Genomic DNA, 16694 nt, shown 5'->3' with positions numbered 1-16694 from the left:
CTTGCGGAGCTCTCGCGTCTCGTGAGAATTCTGCAGGACGCGCCGATGAGCGATGCCGACGTCCTGGGGCTGTTGATCGTCGTCCTGTGTCTGGCCGCGAGCATGTTCTTCTCCGGTTCGGAGACCGCGATCACCAGCCTCGACGCGCACAAGGCCAAGCGCCTGGTCGAGGACGGCGGGCGGCAGGGTCGCATCGCGGCGTTCTGGGTGCGTGAGCCGGTGCGGGTGCTGTCGACCATCTTGGTCGGCAACAACATCGCCAACACGTTGATGGGCGCGGTCGTGACGGCGCTAGCGATCCGTCACCTCGAGGGCGGGCCGTGGGGCGGCTGGGCGGTCGGAGGCGCGGTGTTCGTGACGACCGTGCTGCTGCTGATCCTCGGCGAGATCACGCCCAAGGCGCTCGGCCGGATCTACGCCGAGCGGCTGGCCCTGCCGGCGCTGTGGGTGCTGCGCGGGCTCAGCAAGCTCATGGCGCCGGCGCTGTGGTTGCTCACCACGATCACGGGCGTGATCGTCCGGCGCTTCGAGCCGAAGGACGGCGGGTCGGGCGGCAGCAAGGTCACCTCCGACGACATCGGCTATCTCGTGCAGGTCGGCCAGCGCGAGGGCTCGATCGATCCGGGGCAGGCCATGCTGCTCGCCGGCATCGTCCGCTTCGAGGCCAAGATCGTCCGCGACATCATGATCCCGGCCAGCCGGATCATCGCGGTCAACTTCGCGTGGACCGTCGCGCAGGTGCGCCAGGTGGCCTTGCGCTCGGGGCACAGCCGGCTGCCGGTCTACGAGGGCCAGCCGGGCAACATCAAGGGCGTGCTGCACATCAAGCAGCTGGTCGACCTGGCCGACAACGAGCGGCTGGCGCGGGTGGTCCGCCAGCCGGTGTTCGTCAGCCAGACGATGCGGCTGCACGACCTGCTGCAGCGGTTCAAGGAGCAGCGGGTCCACCTGGCGATCGTGGTCGACGACGCCGGCGACGCCGTCGGCATCGTCAGCCTCGAGGACGTGCTCGAGCAGATCGTCGGCCAGATCTTCGACGAGAGCGACCGGGCGCCGCTGACCCCGGTGCCCGACGTCAGCGGCGCCGTGATCGTCGAGGGCCAGGACAGCCTGACGCGGGTCGAGGAGCGCCTCCACGTCGAGCTGGCCGACCTCGAGGGCGTCATCAGCGTCGGCGACCTGCTGACGCACCTGGCGGGCCAGATCCCGATCGCCGGCTCGGTGTTCGTGTGGGAGGGCCTGCGCTTCCGCGTGCTCGAGGCCGACGCGCGGCACGTGATCCGCGTCCGCGTCGAGCCGACCGGCGGTGACGACGACGACGACGACGACTGACCGTTTCGACATGCGCTGAAGGGCATGTCGAAACGGACATGACGCACGGAACATGTCTTGAGATTTTCGTCGAGCGCCCGGCCCGCGCGGTGGGTCGCGCTCGTGCACGTCGTCATCGGCGCGCGGCCCTGTTCGGCGCGGGAAGGCGGCGTCCGGCCAGGCGATCAGGTCGGTGCGCCGGCCGCCGCGCGGCCGGGGTTGCCTCACCGGTCAGGCGCGCGGCCGCAGCTGGAGGATGACCGAGCCGTACTCGCCGCGGACGTCGAGCTCGGGCGCCCACGCGGCCACCTCGGCCTCGCCGGCCACGGAGGCGCACCACTCGGCCAGCGCCTCCTTGAGGACCGGGTCGCCGGGGCTGCCGAGGCCCTTGCCGGTGACGACCCGGACGTAGCGAGTCCCTGCCATGCGCTCGCGCGCGGCGAAGGCGGCCAGGGCCTCGACTGCCGGCTCGCGCCGCAGGCCGCGGAGGCGCAGGGTCGGCAGGCGGCCGCGGCGGGCGCGGGCGACCAGTTCGGCGGCCGCGCGCGCGTGCTCGACGGTGCGGCCGGGCTCGTCGCGCCAGCCAGAGCCGGCCCAGGTGCGGCCTTGCAGGACCGCAGAGCTCGGAGGCTCGGGCTCTCGTCGAGTCGCGGCGGGTGTGCTCGCGCCTCCGGCCTGTGTCCGCAGGCGGGCCGGGGAGTCGTCACGCTCGCGCGTGGCCGCTCGCGTGCCGGCTTCCTGCGCTCGCAGGCGGGCGGCGAAGGACTCGTCGTCGCTCGTAGGCTTGGTCGCTCGCGTGCCGGCTTCCTGCGCTCGCAGGAGGTCCGCGAAGGACTCGTCGTCGTCGCTCGCGGGCGCAGTCGTTCGCGTGCCGGCTTCTTGCGCTCGCAGGAGGTCCGCGAAGGACTCGTCGTCGTCGCGCTCGAGGCCGGCCGGGCGCGGGCCGGCGGCCTTCGCTCGCAGGACGGCGGCGAAGTCGTCGCGCTCGTGACCGGCCGAGCGGGCGCCGGCGGCCTTCGCCCGCAGGAGGGTCGTGACGTCGTCGCGCTCGTGACCGGCCGGGCGGGCGCCGGCGGCCTTCGCCCGCAGGAGGGTCGTGACGTCGTCGCGCTCGTGACCGGCCGAGCGGGCGCCGGCGGCCTGCGCCCGCAGCAGGGCCGCGAAGTCGTCGTCGTCGCTCGCGGGCGCAGCCGGGCGCGCGTCAGCGGCTGGCTTCGGTCCGCGCGGCGGCGCCGGCCTGGACGCTCCGGGCGCGGCGGATGAGCTGGCCTCTGCGACATGTCGTTTCGAACCTGTCGCGGAGGGCAGGCGCGTCACGACGCGCAGGGCGTCGAAGTCGAGCGGGTCGCCGGTGGCGAGGGCCGCGAACGCCCGCGCCATCAGCTCGCGCTCGCTGACGGGCTGCGGCGGGGGTTGCGGCGGCGGAGCGGGCGGCGGGGGCTTGGGCAGGCCGTCAGGGAACAGAGCGACCAGCGGAGCGCGCAGGCGGCCCTCCGGCTCCGGCGGCGCGGACCGGCGCGGGGCGGCGGTCCGGCCGGGACGTCGGCGACGCGGCATGGCCGCGAGGTCAGGTGCGGCGCCGGCGGACGAGGCCGAGGCCGGCGAGCGCGAGCATCCAAACGGACATGTCGCGAGAGACAGGCGCAGTCACGCAGTTGCAGCCGCTCTCGTCGGTGCCGGGGTCCAGCGGGGCGGTGGCGGTCGCCGGGTCGACGGTCGCGTTCGAGCCGCCCCCGCCGGTGCTGTCCTCGGTGTCGCTCTCGCCGGGCGGGCCTTCGCTGGTGGTGCCGCTGGTGTCGCTGCCGGTGGTGGGCTCGCCGGTGGTCGGGTCGGTCGGCTCGACGCCGACGTGGATGACGGACTCGGCGAAGCCGATGTTGCCGTCGTGGTCGAGCGCCTCGACGCGGATCGTGTACGTGCCCTTGGGCGGCTTGATCGACCACTGCTTCTCGCCGGAGTAGGCGGGCTGCTCGATGTTGGCCTCGGGGATCATCATGCGCCAGCCGTAGCCCTCGAAGTTGTCGCTGACCTCGGCCTTGACCAGCACGTCGGTGCCGGGCTCGATCATCGCGCCGTCTTCGGGGGACAGCAGGGTGACCGTCGGCGCCACGTCGTCGACCGAGTTGGCGCCGAAGAACGCCATCAGCTCGGCGATGTCGTTCTGCGCGCCGCCGTTTTCGCCGCAGAACTCGTCGTGGACGTACTCGCAGCCGATCGGCCCGGTCGCCGCGTTGTACGGCGTGCAGGTGTCGGCCCACACCTTCTTCCCGAAGGTGGCGTACGGGTACATGATGTTGTCCTCGCCGTCGATGTGGTCGAGGCCCCAGGCGTGCGCGGCCTCCTGCAGCGCGGTGGTGCCGAGGACCTGGATGTCGCCGGCGACCTCGGTGAAGGCGAAGGTCGTGTCGCGCCACCACGTGTCGCCGCAGTCGAGGTTGCAGGCCACGCCGAGCACGCCGTTGGGCAGGCCGATCACCTGCGGCTTGCCGCCCATCATCACCATGCTGTACGGCAGGTGCTTCGGCGGCGCCTTCTCGTAGGCGATCCGCACGCCGAACGGCTCCATCGCGTCCTTGAACACCTGGATGATCGCCAGCGCCTCCTGCTCCGAGCGCAGGAACTGGGGGTACTGGACCGTGCCGCCCTGGATGCACGGCGACTCCATCAGCGCGGAGTTGGTGCCGCCCGTCATCTCGCCGCCGAAGAAGTTGAGGAAGACCGTGTGGCGCTTCGGCGGGGTGTCCCAGGCGTAGCTCGGGCGCGGGCCGGCGGAGAGATCGTCCTCGGCCATCGACCGCGGGACCACGAGCCCGCCGGCGTGGATGAGGTCGTTCTCCTCGAGGTACTTCTCGAAGGCGGCGCGGCGGGCCGCGATCTCCTCCTCGGTGAGCTCGGGCGCGGCCTGCACCGGCTGGCCGAACAGCGTCTGCGGTGCGGGATCAGCCGCCGCGGCGAGCGGTGCGAGGGCGAGCGCGCAGGGGATCGAGATGTAGGCGATGAGGCGAGTCATAGGGGTCCGACCGCACGCTATCACAGCGGTGCGGCGGCGATCTCGGCCGCGACCGGCGGCGCGCGTGTGGCAGGACATGCGGCGCCGCGTGGGCAGGCAGCGACAGGGGCGGGCGCTTTCCCGGGATTGCGGGCGGCCGATGAACGCGGGCTCATGATCACGGGCGACGTCGCCGGATCGGCCGGTCGGATCTCGGCCCCGCACCCACCTCGCCGCGCGCCCTCCGCGGGCGATCGTCGTGCTGTCTTTCGGGCCAGGTCTCTCGGGATAGGTGACATGTCGGTCGCGGCGACGGCGGGTGCGGGCTCGGCCACGGCGGACCGGCGCGGACGCGGAGACTCGCGCGGCGGCGCGCCCGGGCCGCGAGGCGCGTCCGTGGGGGCCACCACACGAGATTTGGCTTCGGGCTGGCCGGTGCCCGAAGCGTGCCGTAGCCTGGATGTTGTGCCTGCTGCGCTCCGGATCCTGTCGCTCTGCGCCGCCCTCGTCGCCCTGGGCTGCGCGAGCCGTCCGATCGGCGACGTGACGCTCGAGCGCGGCAAGACCGGGCGCGCGCAAGGAGACCTCGCGGTGGCGCAGAAGGGGGCCGCGTCGGTGGCGGTCATCTCGACCGACGTCGGCCGCGGCCTCGCGTTCGTGGTCGATCCCGCCGGCTATCTCATCACCAACCGCCACGTGATCGAGGACGCCGATCACATCGAGGACGTCACGTTCCCCGCGCTCCGGCCCCAGCGCAGCTTCGCCGCGGTCCGCATCGTCTACATCGATCCGAGCCGCGACCTCGCGCTGATCAAGCTCGACGTCGACGCGCCGCTGCCGGCCCTGTCCCTTGCGACAGTCGGCTTGGCGCCGATCGAGGACTATCTGCACGCCAAGGATCGCGTGCTGCTGCTGGCGCGCCCGAGCGAGGACGACGCGAGCGCGGGCGGCAAGAAGCCCGACGGCTTCGTGGCCCGCACCGGCAACGTGCGCGAGCTCGAGGTGTTCAACCCCGCGGTCGGGCCGGGCGCGTTCTTCGGTCTGTCGCAGGCGGTGCGGCGCGGGCAGAGCGGCGGGCCGGTGCTCGACCGCTACGGCCGCGTGGTCGGGGTGGTCAGCTGGACGTGGAAGCACCGCGTCGGCGGCTACGCGATCCCGATCGCCGAGGCGGCGCAGATGCTGAGCGAGCGCCCGGCGATGGAGACCGCGGCCGAGCAGAGCGCCCGCGCGACCGAGCGGGCCCGCGGCTTCCTCAAGGCGCTCGACGGCGGCGACCTCGAGGTCGCGCGGCGCATGATGTCGCCGACCTACAGCCGGAAGATCCGCCAGCGCACCATGACCACCATCGCCGAACAGCTGCCGGGCGACGGCCGCGCGGCGGTCCAGCAGTTCGTGGCCGCGCTCGAGGACATCATCGACTCCGAGCCGGCCGGCGCCGAGGAGCTGCCGTTCTCCAAGGTCCAGGACGTCGTCCTCCGCACCGGTACCCGCGGCTTCATGGAGGCGCTCGGGGTCGAGGGCGCGCTGTCGAAGGACCAGGTCATCAGCTTCTTCTTCGAGTTCGCCCAGGCCTACGTCGGCGCCCGCTACTTCGCCGAGAGCGACCAGGACACCGCCATGACCGCGGCGATGATGCGCCTGCAGACCGTCGACGCGGCCCGCACCTTCGCGTTCGCCGAGGCCACCGGCCGCTTCAAGCGCGGGGCGCACCTCGAGGTCGAGCGCCTGGAGATCGTGCCCGGCGCCTACGCGCCGCACGCGGTGGTCACCCTGCGCAACCGCGACACCGACGGCCGCCAGCCGGCCACGCTGGTGATGCAGATGCGGCTCGAGTGGGGCGACTGGTACGTCGCCGAGCTGCAGACGGCCGGCGGCTGAGCAGCTGTCCCGAAGGCCAGCCGGAGGACAGGCCGCGGGGCTGCCGACGCTCGGGAGCCCCGGTCGGACGGCGAGGGCGGGCGTGGCCGCGAGCCCGCTGCGTCGGGCGGGCCGTCCGCGCGGGCAGGCCGGGACATGTCCTCGCTAACATGTTCGCGGAGACATGCCCGCTCGAGCATGTGCGAACGGACATGCTCGAACCGGCAGCTCCGAGCGCCTCAGCGCTCCATCAGCTGGGCCAGCGTCCGGCGCACCAGGTCGTCGAGCGAGGCGGTGACGGGGCCGCCGGCGGTGAGCTTGGCCAGGGCGACCTCGACCTCTTTGACGCGCCAGCCGAGGTCGACCAGCACCTGCTTGGCCTCCTCGACGATCGCGGGCGGCTCCGGCTCGGCCTTGGCCGGGGTGGGGCCGCGGGGGCTGCCCTCGAGCTCGGTGGCGAAGGAGGCGACCTTGTCGGCGATCGACAGCAGGATCTGCTCGGCGGTCTTCTTGCCGATGCCGGGGATCTTCGTCAGCATGACCTCGCGGCCCTGCGTGAGGTGGTCGACCAGCTCGGCCAGCGGGAAGCCGCCGAGGACCGCCATCGCGTGCTTGGGGCCGACCTTGGGCACGCCGGTCAGCAGCAGGAACAGCTGCTTCTCGGCCTGGGTGGCGAAGCCGAACAGCAGCAGCGCGTCCTCGCGGGCGTGGGTGTGGACCCACAGGGCGCAGTGCTCGTCGGGGTCGCCGACGGCGGCGAGGGTCTGCAGCGACACGCGCAGCTCGTAGCCGACGCCGCCGACGTTGAGGACGACGACGCCCTGCCTGGCGTCGCGGTGGACGACGATGCCCGACAACCAGCCGATCATGGACCTGTCCTCCGGGGCAGCCTGGGCGCGTGCACGTGGCACAGCGCGATGGCGAGGGCGTCGGCGGCGTCGGCCGTGGGGGCGCGCGCCAGGCCGAACAGCAGCTGCACGCGGGCCATGACGTCCTCCTTGGTGGCGCGGCCGTGGCCGACGACGGCGCGCTTGACGTAGGCGGGCGGGTACTCGGCGACCTCGAGGCCGCGCTCGGCGGCGACGGCCATCACCGCGCCGCGCGCCTGGCCGAGCTTGAGCGCGGAGCTGGGGTTGACGCCGTGGAAGGCTGCCTCGAGGGACAGGACGCGCGGGCCGAACTCGACGATGAGCTCGGCGATCGTGCGGGCGAGGACGGACAGGCGCACGGGCATCGGGTCTTCCTGGCGCAGGCGAATGACGCCGCACTCGACATAGGCGGGGCGGGCCCCCTGCCGGTGATCGAGGAGGCCGTAGCCGACGATCCGGGTGCCGGGATCGACGCCGAGGATCCGCGTGGCGGTCGACAACGGGGATCCGCGGCCTACGGGCCGTGCTCCTCCATGACCTCGTCGGGCAGGGTGGCGTTGGTGTAGCAGCTCTGGACGTCGTCGTGCTCGTCGAGCTTGGCCCACAACTTGGCCACCGAGACCGCCACGTCGCCGTCGAGCGCCTTCTCGTTCTCGGGCTTGGCGATCCACTGCACGCCGCCGCTGGGCTCGAGGTCGGCGAGCTCGGTCTGCAGCCCGGCGAGGTCGCTCGGCGACGACATGATGGCCCACGTCTCGCCCCAGTCCTGGATGTCCTCGCCGCCGGCCCCGAGCGCCCGCTCCATCAGCGCCTCTTCGCTGATCTTGGCCTTCGGGACCTCGAGCACGCCCTTGTGGTCGAACATCCACGCGACCGCGCCGCTCGACACCATCTCGCCGCCCGACTTGCCGAAGGCGGTGCGGATCTCGGCGACCGTGCGGTTCTTGTTGTCGGTCAGCACCTCGACGATGAAGCACGAACCACCGGGACCGCGGCCCTCGTAGAGCACGTTCTCGAAGGTGACGCCGGCGAGCTCGCCGGTGCCCTTCTTGATCGCGCGCTCCTGGTTCTCCTTCGGCATGTTGGCGGCCCTGGCCGCGAGGAGCGCGGTGCGCAGGCGCGGGTTGCCGGCCGGGTCGCCGCCGCCGTCCTTCGCGGCGACCATGATCTCGCGGGCGATCTTGGTGAAGATCTTGCCACGCTGGGCGTCGAGCGCCCCCTTCTTGCGCTTAATCGTGGACCATTTGCTGTGGCCGGACATGCTGACCGAGGTCAGTACCACACGCGCCTGGCGGAAAAAAGCACCCCGCAGGGCCCGGCAGGGAGGCCTCGGGGACCGCTTCGTCGCCGGCAGCCCGGGCTCGAGGGCGCTGCGGAACGTGCGTTCGGACCCCGTTCGCCGGCCGGCGGTGATCGCGGCCGGCGGCTGTCCCGGGCGGCTCCGTCGACCGCGGTGAGTTCCGCCCCGAGACGTCGCCGTCCGCGGGGAGGCAGCGGAAGCGCCGGAGATCGAGCCGCCAGGTCACCCCCGGTGCGCCGCAGGGCCCGGCGCCGATCCCGCGCGGCCCTGTCCACGCGCCGAACGCCGGGGTCGGACTGGCGGCGAGGGTCGTCGTGGCATGTCCTCGAGGACATGTTCGAGGGGATATGTCCTCGAGCATGGTGAGGAGGACATGTCCCATGGACCAGCCCCGAGCACTCATGCCGTGTCGATGTGGCGCACGGTCCGGCGCTCGCCGAGGCGCTCGCGCAGGGCGGCGAGCAGGCGCTCGCGCAGGCCGGTGAAGCGGCGGGCGGCGTCGCTGCGGTGGACGGCCTGGGTCAGGGCGCGCGGGTCGGCGACGAGGACGCACAGGCGGCGAGCGCGGGTGACGGCGGTGTAGAGGAGGTTGCGGCGCAGCATGACGTGGTGCTCGCCGAGCAGCGGCACGACCACGGCGGGGAACTCGCTGCCCTGGCTCTTGTGGATCGAGACGGCGTAGGCGAGCTGCAGCGCGTTGAGCTGCTTGCTGTCGTAGGAGACCGGGTCGCCGTCGATCTCGACGGTGAGGATCTGGCGCTCGGGGTCGACCGCGGTGACGAGGCCGATGTCGCCGTTGAAGACGCCGCGCTCGTGGTCGTTCTTGGTCTGCATCACGCGGTCGCCGACGCGGAAGATCCGCGGCTGGCGGCCGGGCAGCACCAGCTCGGGCGCGCCGGCGGTGTGGTGGGCCTGGAGCGCGGCGTTGAGGGCCTCGGTGCCGGCCTTGCCCTTGTGCATCGGGCACAGCACCTGGACCTCGGTGCGCGGGTCGAGGCCGTAGGCCCTGGGGATCCGCTCGGTGATGGCCTTGAGCACGAGCTCGTGGGCGCGCTCGCTGTCGCGGGCCTGGACGACGTAGAACTGGCCGCCCTCGCTGCGGTCGGAGTCGGGGACCTTGCCGCGCAAGATCGCGTGCGCCGAGGTGACGATCGACGAGCCCTCGGCCTGGCGGAAGATCTGGGTCAGGCGCACCACCGGGATCGGCGAGTCGGGGCGGTCGGCCGCGGCGAGGACGTCGCGCAGGACGTTGCCGGGGCCGACCGAGGGCAGCTGATCGGCGTCGCCGACCAGGAGGAGGCGGTGCTGGGGCGTGAGCGCCAGGAGCAGCGCCTCGGCCAGCGGGAGGTCGAGCATCGAGGCCTCGTCGATCACGACCAGGCCCTCGGGCAGCGGGTTTTGAGCGTTGTGGAAGAACTCGCCGGTGCCGCCCTCGATCTCGAGCAGGCGGTGGATGGTGGTGGCGCGCTGGCCGGTGGCCTCGGCGAGGCGCTTGGCGGCCCGGCCGGTCGGCGCGGCCAACAGCACCGGCGACTCGTTGGCGAGCGCGGTGTCGATGATGGCGCGGGTGACGGTGCTCTTGCCCGTACCTGGCCCTCCGGTCAGGATGACGAGGCCGGCGTCGCGGATGGCCGCGATCGCGGCGAGCTGGCCGGCCGACAGGCCCGGCGGCGGGGCGACCTCGGTCCAGCGGCCGCGGCCCTTGCCGGCGCCCAGAGCGATGTCGGTGAGGATCTCGGCGACGTTGCGCTCGGCGTCGTAGAAGCGCGGCGGGTAGCACAGCGGCGGCAGCGGCTCGCCCTCGTCGCCCTCGCGCCGGTCGAGCACGAGCGCGCCGGAGTGGACGAGCTTCATCGCCTCGGCCTCGATGCGGGCCGGCGGCAGCTCGAGCAGGCGCTCGGCGTTCTGCACGAGGATCGGCAGCGGCAGGGCGCAGTGGCCGTTCTGCTCCGACTGCTCGAGGGTGTGGAACAGGCCGGCCTCGATGCGCTCGTCGCTCTCGAGGTCGACGCCGAGGGCGCGGGCGATCTTGTCGGCGGTGATGAAGCCGATCCCGCGGACCTCGCGGGCCAGGCGGTAGGGGTGCTGGCGCAGGACGGTGAGCGCGGTCTCGCCGAAGCGCTGGCTGATCGCGTCGGCGAAGTGGGTCGGCAGATCGAGCTCGAGCAGCTGATTCTCGATCTCCGCGGTCGGGCCGCCGCGCGCGTGTGGTGGGCCAGGATCCGCTCGAGCGTCTTGGGGCCGATGCCCTCGACCTCGAGCAGGCGGCGCGGCGACTTGTCGAGGATCCCCAGGGTGTCGAGGCCGAAGCGCTGGACGATCCGCTCGGCCTTCTCGGCGCCGAGGCCGGGGTAGCGCTCGAGCCGGCGCTGGATGCCGGGCAGGGTGGTCGGGGCCTTGGCGGCGATCCTGGCGAAGTTGAACTGCTTGCCGTAGTTCGGGTGGTGCGTCCACTCGCCCGCGGCCGTGACCTGCATGCCCTCCTCGATGCCGGTCGAGCGGCCGACCCACGTCTGCGGCGCGACCTCGCCGGGCCGCACGACCCGCAGCACCGTGTAGCGGGTCTGCGGGTTGTGGTGGACGACGCGCAGCACGGCCCCCTCGATCCGCTCGCCGGCGGCTTCGTTCTCGGGGGTCTCGGGGGTCGCCATGCGGCGGCGGAGCATCGCCCATCGCGCGCCGATCGGCAACGTTCATGGGCCTGTGCCCGGGTTCGCGCGGCCGCTCGGGTGCGGAGCCCAGGCGGCGGGGGTGTCGCATCCGCCCGGGTCGCGGGCGAGCGAGCGCCCCGGGAGATCGCCCGGGTCGTGCCAGCCGCCGTAACTGTCCAATACGACAGGTCCTTTCGCACCTGCCTCGAAGACCAGGAGGAGCGCCTCGCCGGGGCTGTTCTTGAGGCCGCCGGCCGCCAGCGAGGCGTCGACGCGGATCAGCGAGGTGCCCGGCGGCGGGCCCGGATCGTCGCCCTGGGCCGGGTCGTAGGCGGCGGGGACGACCACGTGGCGCTGGCCGGGCGCGGAGGTGAACGGCGGCAGCGGATCGCCGCCCGCGAGGTCGAGGGCGCCCGCGGGGCCGTCGACGAGGCGCAGGCCGCCGACGAGGAGCGGGTCGCCGGCGGCGCGGAGGTCGGCCAGCTCGACGAACTCCTGCGTGGGCTCGCGACCGCGCGGGTTGGCGAGCACCTCGGCGAGCGCGAGCGGCGGAGCGCCGCGATCGAAGCTGTCCCCGAGGACATGCTCGGTGCTGCGCTCGGCGGCGCGGCCGGCGAGGTCCCAGGCCTGGAGGGTGGCGGTGACGCGGGCGCCGGCGGGGGCGTCGAGGCGGACTGCGAGGTCGACGGGGCCGGGCGGAGTCACCAGCTCGCGCGCGGCCGGGCCGGCGGTGAGGCGCAGGCGCAGCGGCTCGCGGGCGTGCAGGCGGGCGTGCAGGCAGCGGCCGAGCTGGGCGAACACCAGGTCGGCGAGCTCGGGCGGGCTGAGGTCGGGGCCGGGGCCGGTGCGGAAGGCGGCGAACTCGCGCGAGGCCACCAGGGGACGGCCGGCGCGGTCGCGCAGGCTGCCGCCGGCGAGCTCGTAGACCACGCCGGGGGCGAGCGGCTCGGCTGTCCTCCAGGACAGGCAGAGGCCGGGCACCCAGCCGGGACAGGCGACGGGATCGACGAGCTCGCGCGGATGATCGGCGGCGCGCAGCTGCAAGGTGTCGCCCGGGGCGGCGGCGACGGGGCGGTCGAAGGCGGTGTCGACGCGGGCGAGATCGGTGGGCACGAGGTCGGCCCCCGGCGGCGGCGAGACGAGCCGCGGCGCCGGGCCCGAGCTGGCGGGGCCGGCCGTGACGAGGTCGCGCCGCCACACGACCGCCTCGCCGTCGTCGTCGACCAGCGGCGCGCCGCGGCGGTCGCGGGCGAACACGAGGAGGCTGTGGCGAGCGTGGGCCGCGAGCGGGCGCTCCGGGGTGATGTGGAGGCTCGTGCCTGGCCTTTCGGGCAGGTCTTCGAGGGCGAGGGCGAGCGGGATGGCGCCGTCGAGCGGGTCGCCGCGCTCCAGGGCGCGCAGGTCGGCGTCGGCGATCGGGTCGACCTGGCAGCGCCCGCGCTCGCAGCTGCCCTCGTCGCACTCGGGGGTGAGCTCGCAGGCGCCGACGGTCTCCCAGGCGAGCAGGGCGACGCGCAGGCGCCGAGGATCGAGCGGCTCGCTGAACTCGAGCCGCCACGGGCCGGCGACCGGGACCTCGACGGCGCGCGGGCCGGGGAAGTCGCTGGCGACGATGCGCGGGCCGTCGAGGTCGGCGTCGAGGACGAAGTCGATGCAGGAGGGGACGATGGCGAGGGCGAGGAGGAGCCGGAGTCTCACACCGAGAGGTCGCGCGAAGATGGGGTTGTTTTGCAGGACGTCGGTGTGAGGGCGCGCGCCAAGGCCGGTTGGGTGGCGGGGCTCGACGGGGCAGACGAGGCTGACGGCAGAGTGGGCAGAAATTGCTCGCGGCGCGGACGGGGTGCGCTGCTCACCCGTTCCCAGGCGGCGAGCCGGCGGGCGCATGACGACATGTCGATTTGAACATGTCGCTTGAGATATGTCCTCGACGACATGCCCTCATGGACATGTCCTGAAGGACTTTCAGCGCAGCAGCGGCATCACCTCGGCGGCGAAGCGCTCCATCTCCTCGAGCTGCGGGCTGCACTGCAGGAGCAGGAGGTCGACGCCGGCGGCTTCGAAGCGGCGGATCTGGTCGGCGACCTGCTCGGGCGTGCCGACGAGGCCGGCGCGCAGGCCCCGGTTCGAGACCGAGTAGTCCTCGCGGCTGACCTGCTGCTCGAGCTGGGTGTTCTGTAAAAAGTCGCGGTAGTTGGCGTAGCCGGGCGAGCCCTCGGAGACGTCGGTGATCCGCGCCCGCTCGCGCTCGGCCTCGGCCTCGCTGGCGCGCACGATGACGTAGGCGGCCATGCCGTGCTGCATCGGCGGCAGGCCCAGGGCGTCCCGGCGGCGGCGCATGTCGGCGATCTTGGGGGCGACGCGCTCGGGCGGGTCACCGTGCATGACGTAGGCGTCGCAGGCGCGGGCGATCAGCGACTTCGCGGCCTCGGACTCGCCGCCGGCGTAGATGACGGGCCGTCGCGCCGGCTTGGGCTCGAGCACGCAGGCGTCGACCTCGTAGTGCTGGCCGCGGAACGAGAACTCGGGCTCGCGCCAGGCGCCGGTGACGACCTGCAGCCACTCGTCGGTGCGGGCGTAGCGGTCGTCGTGGCGCTCGAAGCGGACGCCGTAGCGGCGGGCCTCGTCGGACCACCACGAGGAGACGACGTTGAGCGCGAGCCGGCCGCCGCTGATCCGGTCGAGGTTGGCGGCCTGCTTGGCGAAGATCGCCGGGCTGTGGAAGGTGGGGCGCACCGCGACCATGAGCTCGAGGCGCGAGGTGACGGCCGCCAGCGCGGCGGCGGTGGTCCAGGCGTCGAGCGCGGGGGCGGCCGGGCCCTTGATGTCGTTGAGGAACAGCTCGGCGACGAGGGTGAGGTCGTAGCCGAGCTCCTCGCTGCGCACGGCGAGCCGGCGCGCGTAGTCCCAGGTGGCCGCCATGCCCTCGTCGGGCACGTTGCGCAGCCAGCCGCCGAACACGGGGAGCCAGTAACCGAAGCGCATGTCCGTTCCTACAGGGTCGAAGGGTCAGGCGCCGGCTTCCCAGCGGGCCTGCAGGTAGTCGACGCAGCGGGCGAAGGCGTCGAGGCCGACGACGTTCGGCGCGTCGGCGACGAAGTTCGAGAGGGCGTTGATGTCGTAGTAGTCGATCTCGCCGTCGCGGTCGTCGACGAGGTACTCGACGCCGCCGACGTCGAGCGCGGCCGCCTCGGCGATCGCCTCGACGGCGCGGATGACCTCGGGCGGGGGCGTGTAGCCCTGGACGCGCATGCCCGTCTTCGGGGCATCGAGGGCGCAGGCCGAGCGCACGAGGTCGCGGCCGTCGGCGGTCTGGCAAGCGTCGGCCGGGCACAGGTTGAAGGAGGAGGGCGGGGAAGACCTCGATCGCGTAGAGGAACTTGCGGCCGACGACCTCGACGCGCACGATCCGCCCGCCGCGCAGAGGGCACAGCTCCTGCACCAGCGCGGTCTGGTCGACGCCGAGATCGAGCTCGCCCCGATCGGCGGCCTCGGCGAGCTCGGCCGGACCGTCGAAGCGACGGATCCCGGCCCCGCTGCCGCCGACGTTGGCCTTGACGAGGATCGGCCAGCGCAGGCCCTCGGCGGCGAGCAGCGCCTGGCTGGCGTGGTTGATGACGCGGGCGCGCGGATAACCGAGGCCGAGGTCGTCGAGGAGGCCGAGCTGGTCGGCCTTGGAGACCTCGTAGCGGTAGACGGCGCTGCCGTTGACGACGGGGATCTTGCGCCGCTCCCAGTGCCGCAATTGCGAGGGTGTAATGCGTGGTCTGGCCTCGCCCGCGCAGGTAGGCGGAGGGACTTGCGCGGTTGAACACGAGGCCGTAGGGCGGCTCGCGCTCGGCAGGGTCGAAGCGGCTCTGATCGGCGGCGAGTCGGACCACCGGGAGGTGGCGCCGCTCGAGCTCGGCGAACAGAGGACGGAACCAATCGGGGTGTTCGTAGAAGATGGCGATCGGGGCAGGCATCTTCGTAGTAGGGGCACGGTAGCGCGCGCCGCGCTGAGCAGGCAAGCGAGCGCTTGCATCGGCTGCGCGCGCGGTCAACACTGCCGCGGACTCCGAATCCTTGTTCGCCGCCTGCGCCATCGCCCTCGCGCTCGCGCCGTCGCCCGTCCCCGGCGCGACGCCGGCGACGCCGCCGGGCGTGCCGCCGGAGGGGCCGAAGCTGCCGCCCGCCCAGCCGCTGGCCGTCAGCGTCGACAACGGTCCGCCGAAGCCAGAGCTGCCGGAGGCGACGGTGCCGGTCACGCCGCCGGCCGGCCGCCGCTTCCGCAAACGCCAACGTCGGCAGCGCGACAACCGTCACCGCTTGCTGCCGCTGCCGCACCTGAGCTCGCAGCCCGCCACCGGCCTGACGCTCGGCGGCTCGCTCAACTACGCCTACCGCCTGCCCAACGACAACTTCAACCGCGTGTACGGCCTGGCGTGGTCGCGCGTGTCGACCAAGCTGGTGCAGGACCACATCCTCAGCGCCCGCATGCGCGACATGCTGGGCCGCCGCGAGATCTTCAACTTCGGCTTCTGGGCCTCGCTCGACCCCGTCTATCCGTTCTACGGGGTCAACAACCACGGCACGATCACGCCGGCGGAGCTGCAGTCGCCCTACAACCTGATCCGCATGGACAACTGGGGCGGGTGGTTCACCTTCGAACACCCGCTGTACACCGTGGAGCGCCCGGGCCGCTCGCCCGGGACGCTGCGCCACTACTCGGGGATCTTCTATTACGTCGACATCGTCCGCGGCTACGCGAACAGCCGGCTGGTGGAGCAGTACCCGAGCGCGGAGGGACGACGCGGCGCGGCATCGTCCGCCTGGGCCTGACGTGGGACAGCCGCGACAACGACTGGAGCCCGACCGAGGGCAGCCTCATCGACGTGACGTTCGACGCGGCCGGCAAGTGGACCGGCTCGACGTCGAACTGGGGCCGCTTCCACACGACGGTGCGCCACTACTGGTCGCTCGGCCAGTCGAAGGTGGTGCTGGCCCACCGCTTCACGTTCGACTCGCTGTGGGGCGAACCACCGCTGATGACGCTCGGCGAGTTCGGCGGGCTGTTCCCGATGGACGCCTACGGCGGCGCGTTCGTCGGCCGCGGCTTCGGCCGCCGTCGCTTCATCGGCAAGCACAAGGCGACGGCCTCGTTCGAGCTGCGGTTCGCGCCGGTCGAGTTCAAGATCCGCCGCCACACGCTCGGGGTCGGTCTCGAGCTGTTCGTCGAGGCCGGCCTGGTGTCGCAGACGATGACCGACCTCCTCAAGCACTGGTACGTGTCCGGCGGGCCAGGCCTGCTCCTGATCTGGGACCGCTTCGTGGTGTTCCGCGTCGAGGGCGGTTTCGGCAAGGAGGGCGGGGCGCTGTACCTGCAGAGCGAGCACGCGTTTTGAGGACATGTCCGTAAGGACATGTCAGGCGAAACCTGTTCTAGAGCGCGTTCCAGCGCCGCGTGTCGGACGACGTGCGGCGGGCTGCTCCGCAGCAGCACGGACGGTGCGGCGCGCGTGAGTGCAGGTCCGGTGCGAGGCGGCGGAGCGGCTGCGGCGCCGGCGGTGGTTGTGCTGAAATCCGGGGATGGAACGACGTAGCGGGGGGCCACCGCGTCCCCTTCGCGGTGGTCGGGCTCGACCTGGAATTGCGAGTCACGGAGTGGAACGAGAGCGCCGAGCAGCTGCTGGGCGTGACGCGCGAGGAAGCGGTGGGTCGCTCGATCGCGGAGTTGGTGC

General features: G+C 72.9%; 14 protein-coding genes and 2 pseudogenes. 6 read left to right on the top strand and 10 right to left on the bottom strand.

Annotated elements, in window-relative coordinates; all coding sequences use genetic code 11:
- Positions 1–45: 45 nt before the first annotated feature.
- Entirely contained in the window at positions 46–1332 is a 1287-nt protein-coding gene (locus OV079_RS18325) for a hemolysin family protein (protein WP_267770098.1), read from the top strand.
- 210 nt (positions 1333–1542) lie between these two features.
- On the opposite strand, the gene OV079_RS18320 is transcribed toward OV079_RS18325, so the two are convergent.
- Together OV079_RS18320 and OV079_RS18315 are read right to left on the bottom strand one after the other, a co-directional pair.
- Positions 1543–2868 carry a Smr/MutS family protein gene (locus OV079_RS18320; RefSeq protein WP_267770097.1) on the bottom strand — a complete coding sequence of 442 codons (1326 nt, stop codon included), beginning with the start codon at positions 2866–2868 and terminating at the stop codon, positions 1543–1545.
- A 10-nt stretch (positions 2869–2878) separates the two neighbouring features.
- Positions 2879–4321, bottom strand: a complete 1443-nt coding sequence (locus OV079_RS18315; RefSeq protein WP_267770095.1) for an MYXO-CTERM sorting domain-containing protein — start codon at positions 4319–4321, stop codon at positions 2879–2881.
- Between the two features lie 444 nt (positions 4322–4765).
- Between OV079_RS18315 and OV079_RS18310 the strand changes: the two genes are divergently transcribed.
- Positions 4766–6178: a S1 family peptidase gene (locus tag OV079_RS18310; RefSeq protein WP_267770094.1), complete on the top strand. Its 1413-nt coding sequence runs from the start codon at positions 4766–4768 to the stop codon at positions 6176–6178.
- A 218-nt stretch (positions 6179–6396) separates the two neighbouring features.
- Here OV079_RS18310 and ruvA read toward each other — a convergent pair whose 3' ends face one another.
- The 8 genes and pseudogenes from ruvA to OV079_RS18270 all read right to left on the bottom strand — a co-directional run bounded on the left by ruvA (position 6397) and on the right by OV079_RS18270 (position 14226).
- Positions 6397–7026, bottom strand: coding sequence for a Holliday junction branch migration protein RuvA (gene ruvA, locus OV079_RS18305; protein WP_267770092.1), 630 nt, complete (start codon positions 7024–7026; stop codon positions 6397–6399).
- Positions 7023–7526, bottom strand: a complete 504-nt coding sequence (gene ruvC / locus OV079_RS18300; RefSeq protein ID WP_267770090.1) for a crossover junction endodeoxyribonuclease RuvC — start codon at positions 7524–7526, stop codon at positions 7023–7025. Before ruvC ends, ruvA begins: the two co-directional genes overlap by 4 nt.
- 14 nt (positions 7527–7540) lie before the next feature.
- Positions 7541–8287, bottom strand: coding sequence for a YebC/PmpR family DNA-binding transcriptional regulator (locus OV079_RS18295; protein ID WP_267770089.1), 747 nt, complete (start codon positions 8285–8287; stop codon positions 7541–7543).
- Between the two features lie 438 nt (positions 8288–8725).
- Positions 8726–10456, bottom strand: coding sequence for an SF1B family DNA helicase RecD2 (gene recD2, locus OV079_RS18290; RefSeq protein WP_476703789.1), 1731 nt, complete (start codon positions 10454–10456; stop codon positions 8726–8728).
- 86 nt (positions 10457–10542) lie between these two features.
- Positions 10543–10977 (bottom strand): annotated as a pseudogene (locus OV079_RS58130) (YrrC family ATP-dependent DNA helicase); the annotation flags it as partial.
- Positions 10978–11019: 42 nt separating this feature from the next.
- Entirely contained in the window at positions 11020–12675 is a 1656-nt protein-coding gene (locus tag OV079_RS18280; protein ID WP_267770086.1) for a hypothetical protein, read from the bottom strand.
- A 264-nt stretch (positions 12676–12939) separates the two neighbouring features.
- Positions 12940–13959, bottom strand: coding sequence for an LLM class flavin-dependent oxidoreductase (locus tag OV079_RS18275; RefSeq protein ID WP_267770085.1), 1020 nt, complete (start codon positions 13957–13959; stop codon positions 12940–12942).
- A gap of 24 nt (positions 13960–13983) precedes the next feature.
- Positions 13984–14226, bottom strand: a complete 243-nt coding sequence (locus OV079_RS18270; RefSeq protein ID WP_267770084.1) for a hypothetical protein — start codon at positions 14224–14226, stop codon at positions 13984–13986.
- Here OV079_RS18270 and OV079_RS18265 point away from each other — a divergent pair.
- From OV079_RS18265 to OV079_RS58125, 4 genes and pseudogenes are all read left to right on the top strand, one after another.
- The gene (locus OV079_RS18265) at positions 14225–14785 is read left to right on the top strand and encodes a hypothetical protein (protein WP_267770082.1); all 561 of its coding nucleotides are present in this window, start codon (positions 14225–14227) and stop codon (positions 14783–14785) included. The two genes, OV079_RS18270 and OV079_RS18265, sit on opposite strands and share 2 nt — an antisense overlap.
- A 254-nt stretch (positions 14786–15039) precedes the next feature.
- Positions 15040–15795, top strand: coding sequence for a hypothetical protein (locus OV079_RS18260; RefSeq protein ID WP_267778883.1), 756 nt, complete (start codon positions 15040–15042; stop codon positions 15793–15795).
- A complete protein-coding gene (locus OV079_RS18255; RefSeq protein WP_267778586.1) occupies positions 15777–16358 on the top strand; it encodes a BamA/TamA family outer membrane protein in 582 nt (193 codons plus the stop codon). Before OV079_RS18260 ends, OV079_RS18255 begins: the two co-directional genes overlap by 19 nt.
- A 59-nt stretch (positions 16359–16417) precedes the next feature.
- A pseudogene (locus tag OV079_RS58125) lies at positions 16418–16657 on the top strand (hypothetical protein); the annotation flags it as partial.
- Between the last annotated feature and the right edge of the window lie 37 nt (positions 16658–16694).

The organism is Nannocystis pusilla (genome assembly GCF_026626665.1).
Classification (GTDB): Bacteria; Myxococcota_A; Polyangia; order Nannocystales; family Nannocystaceae; genus Nannocystis; species Nannocystis pusilla.
This window is presented reverse-complemented; position numbering and strand designations above follow the sequence as displayed.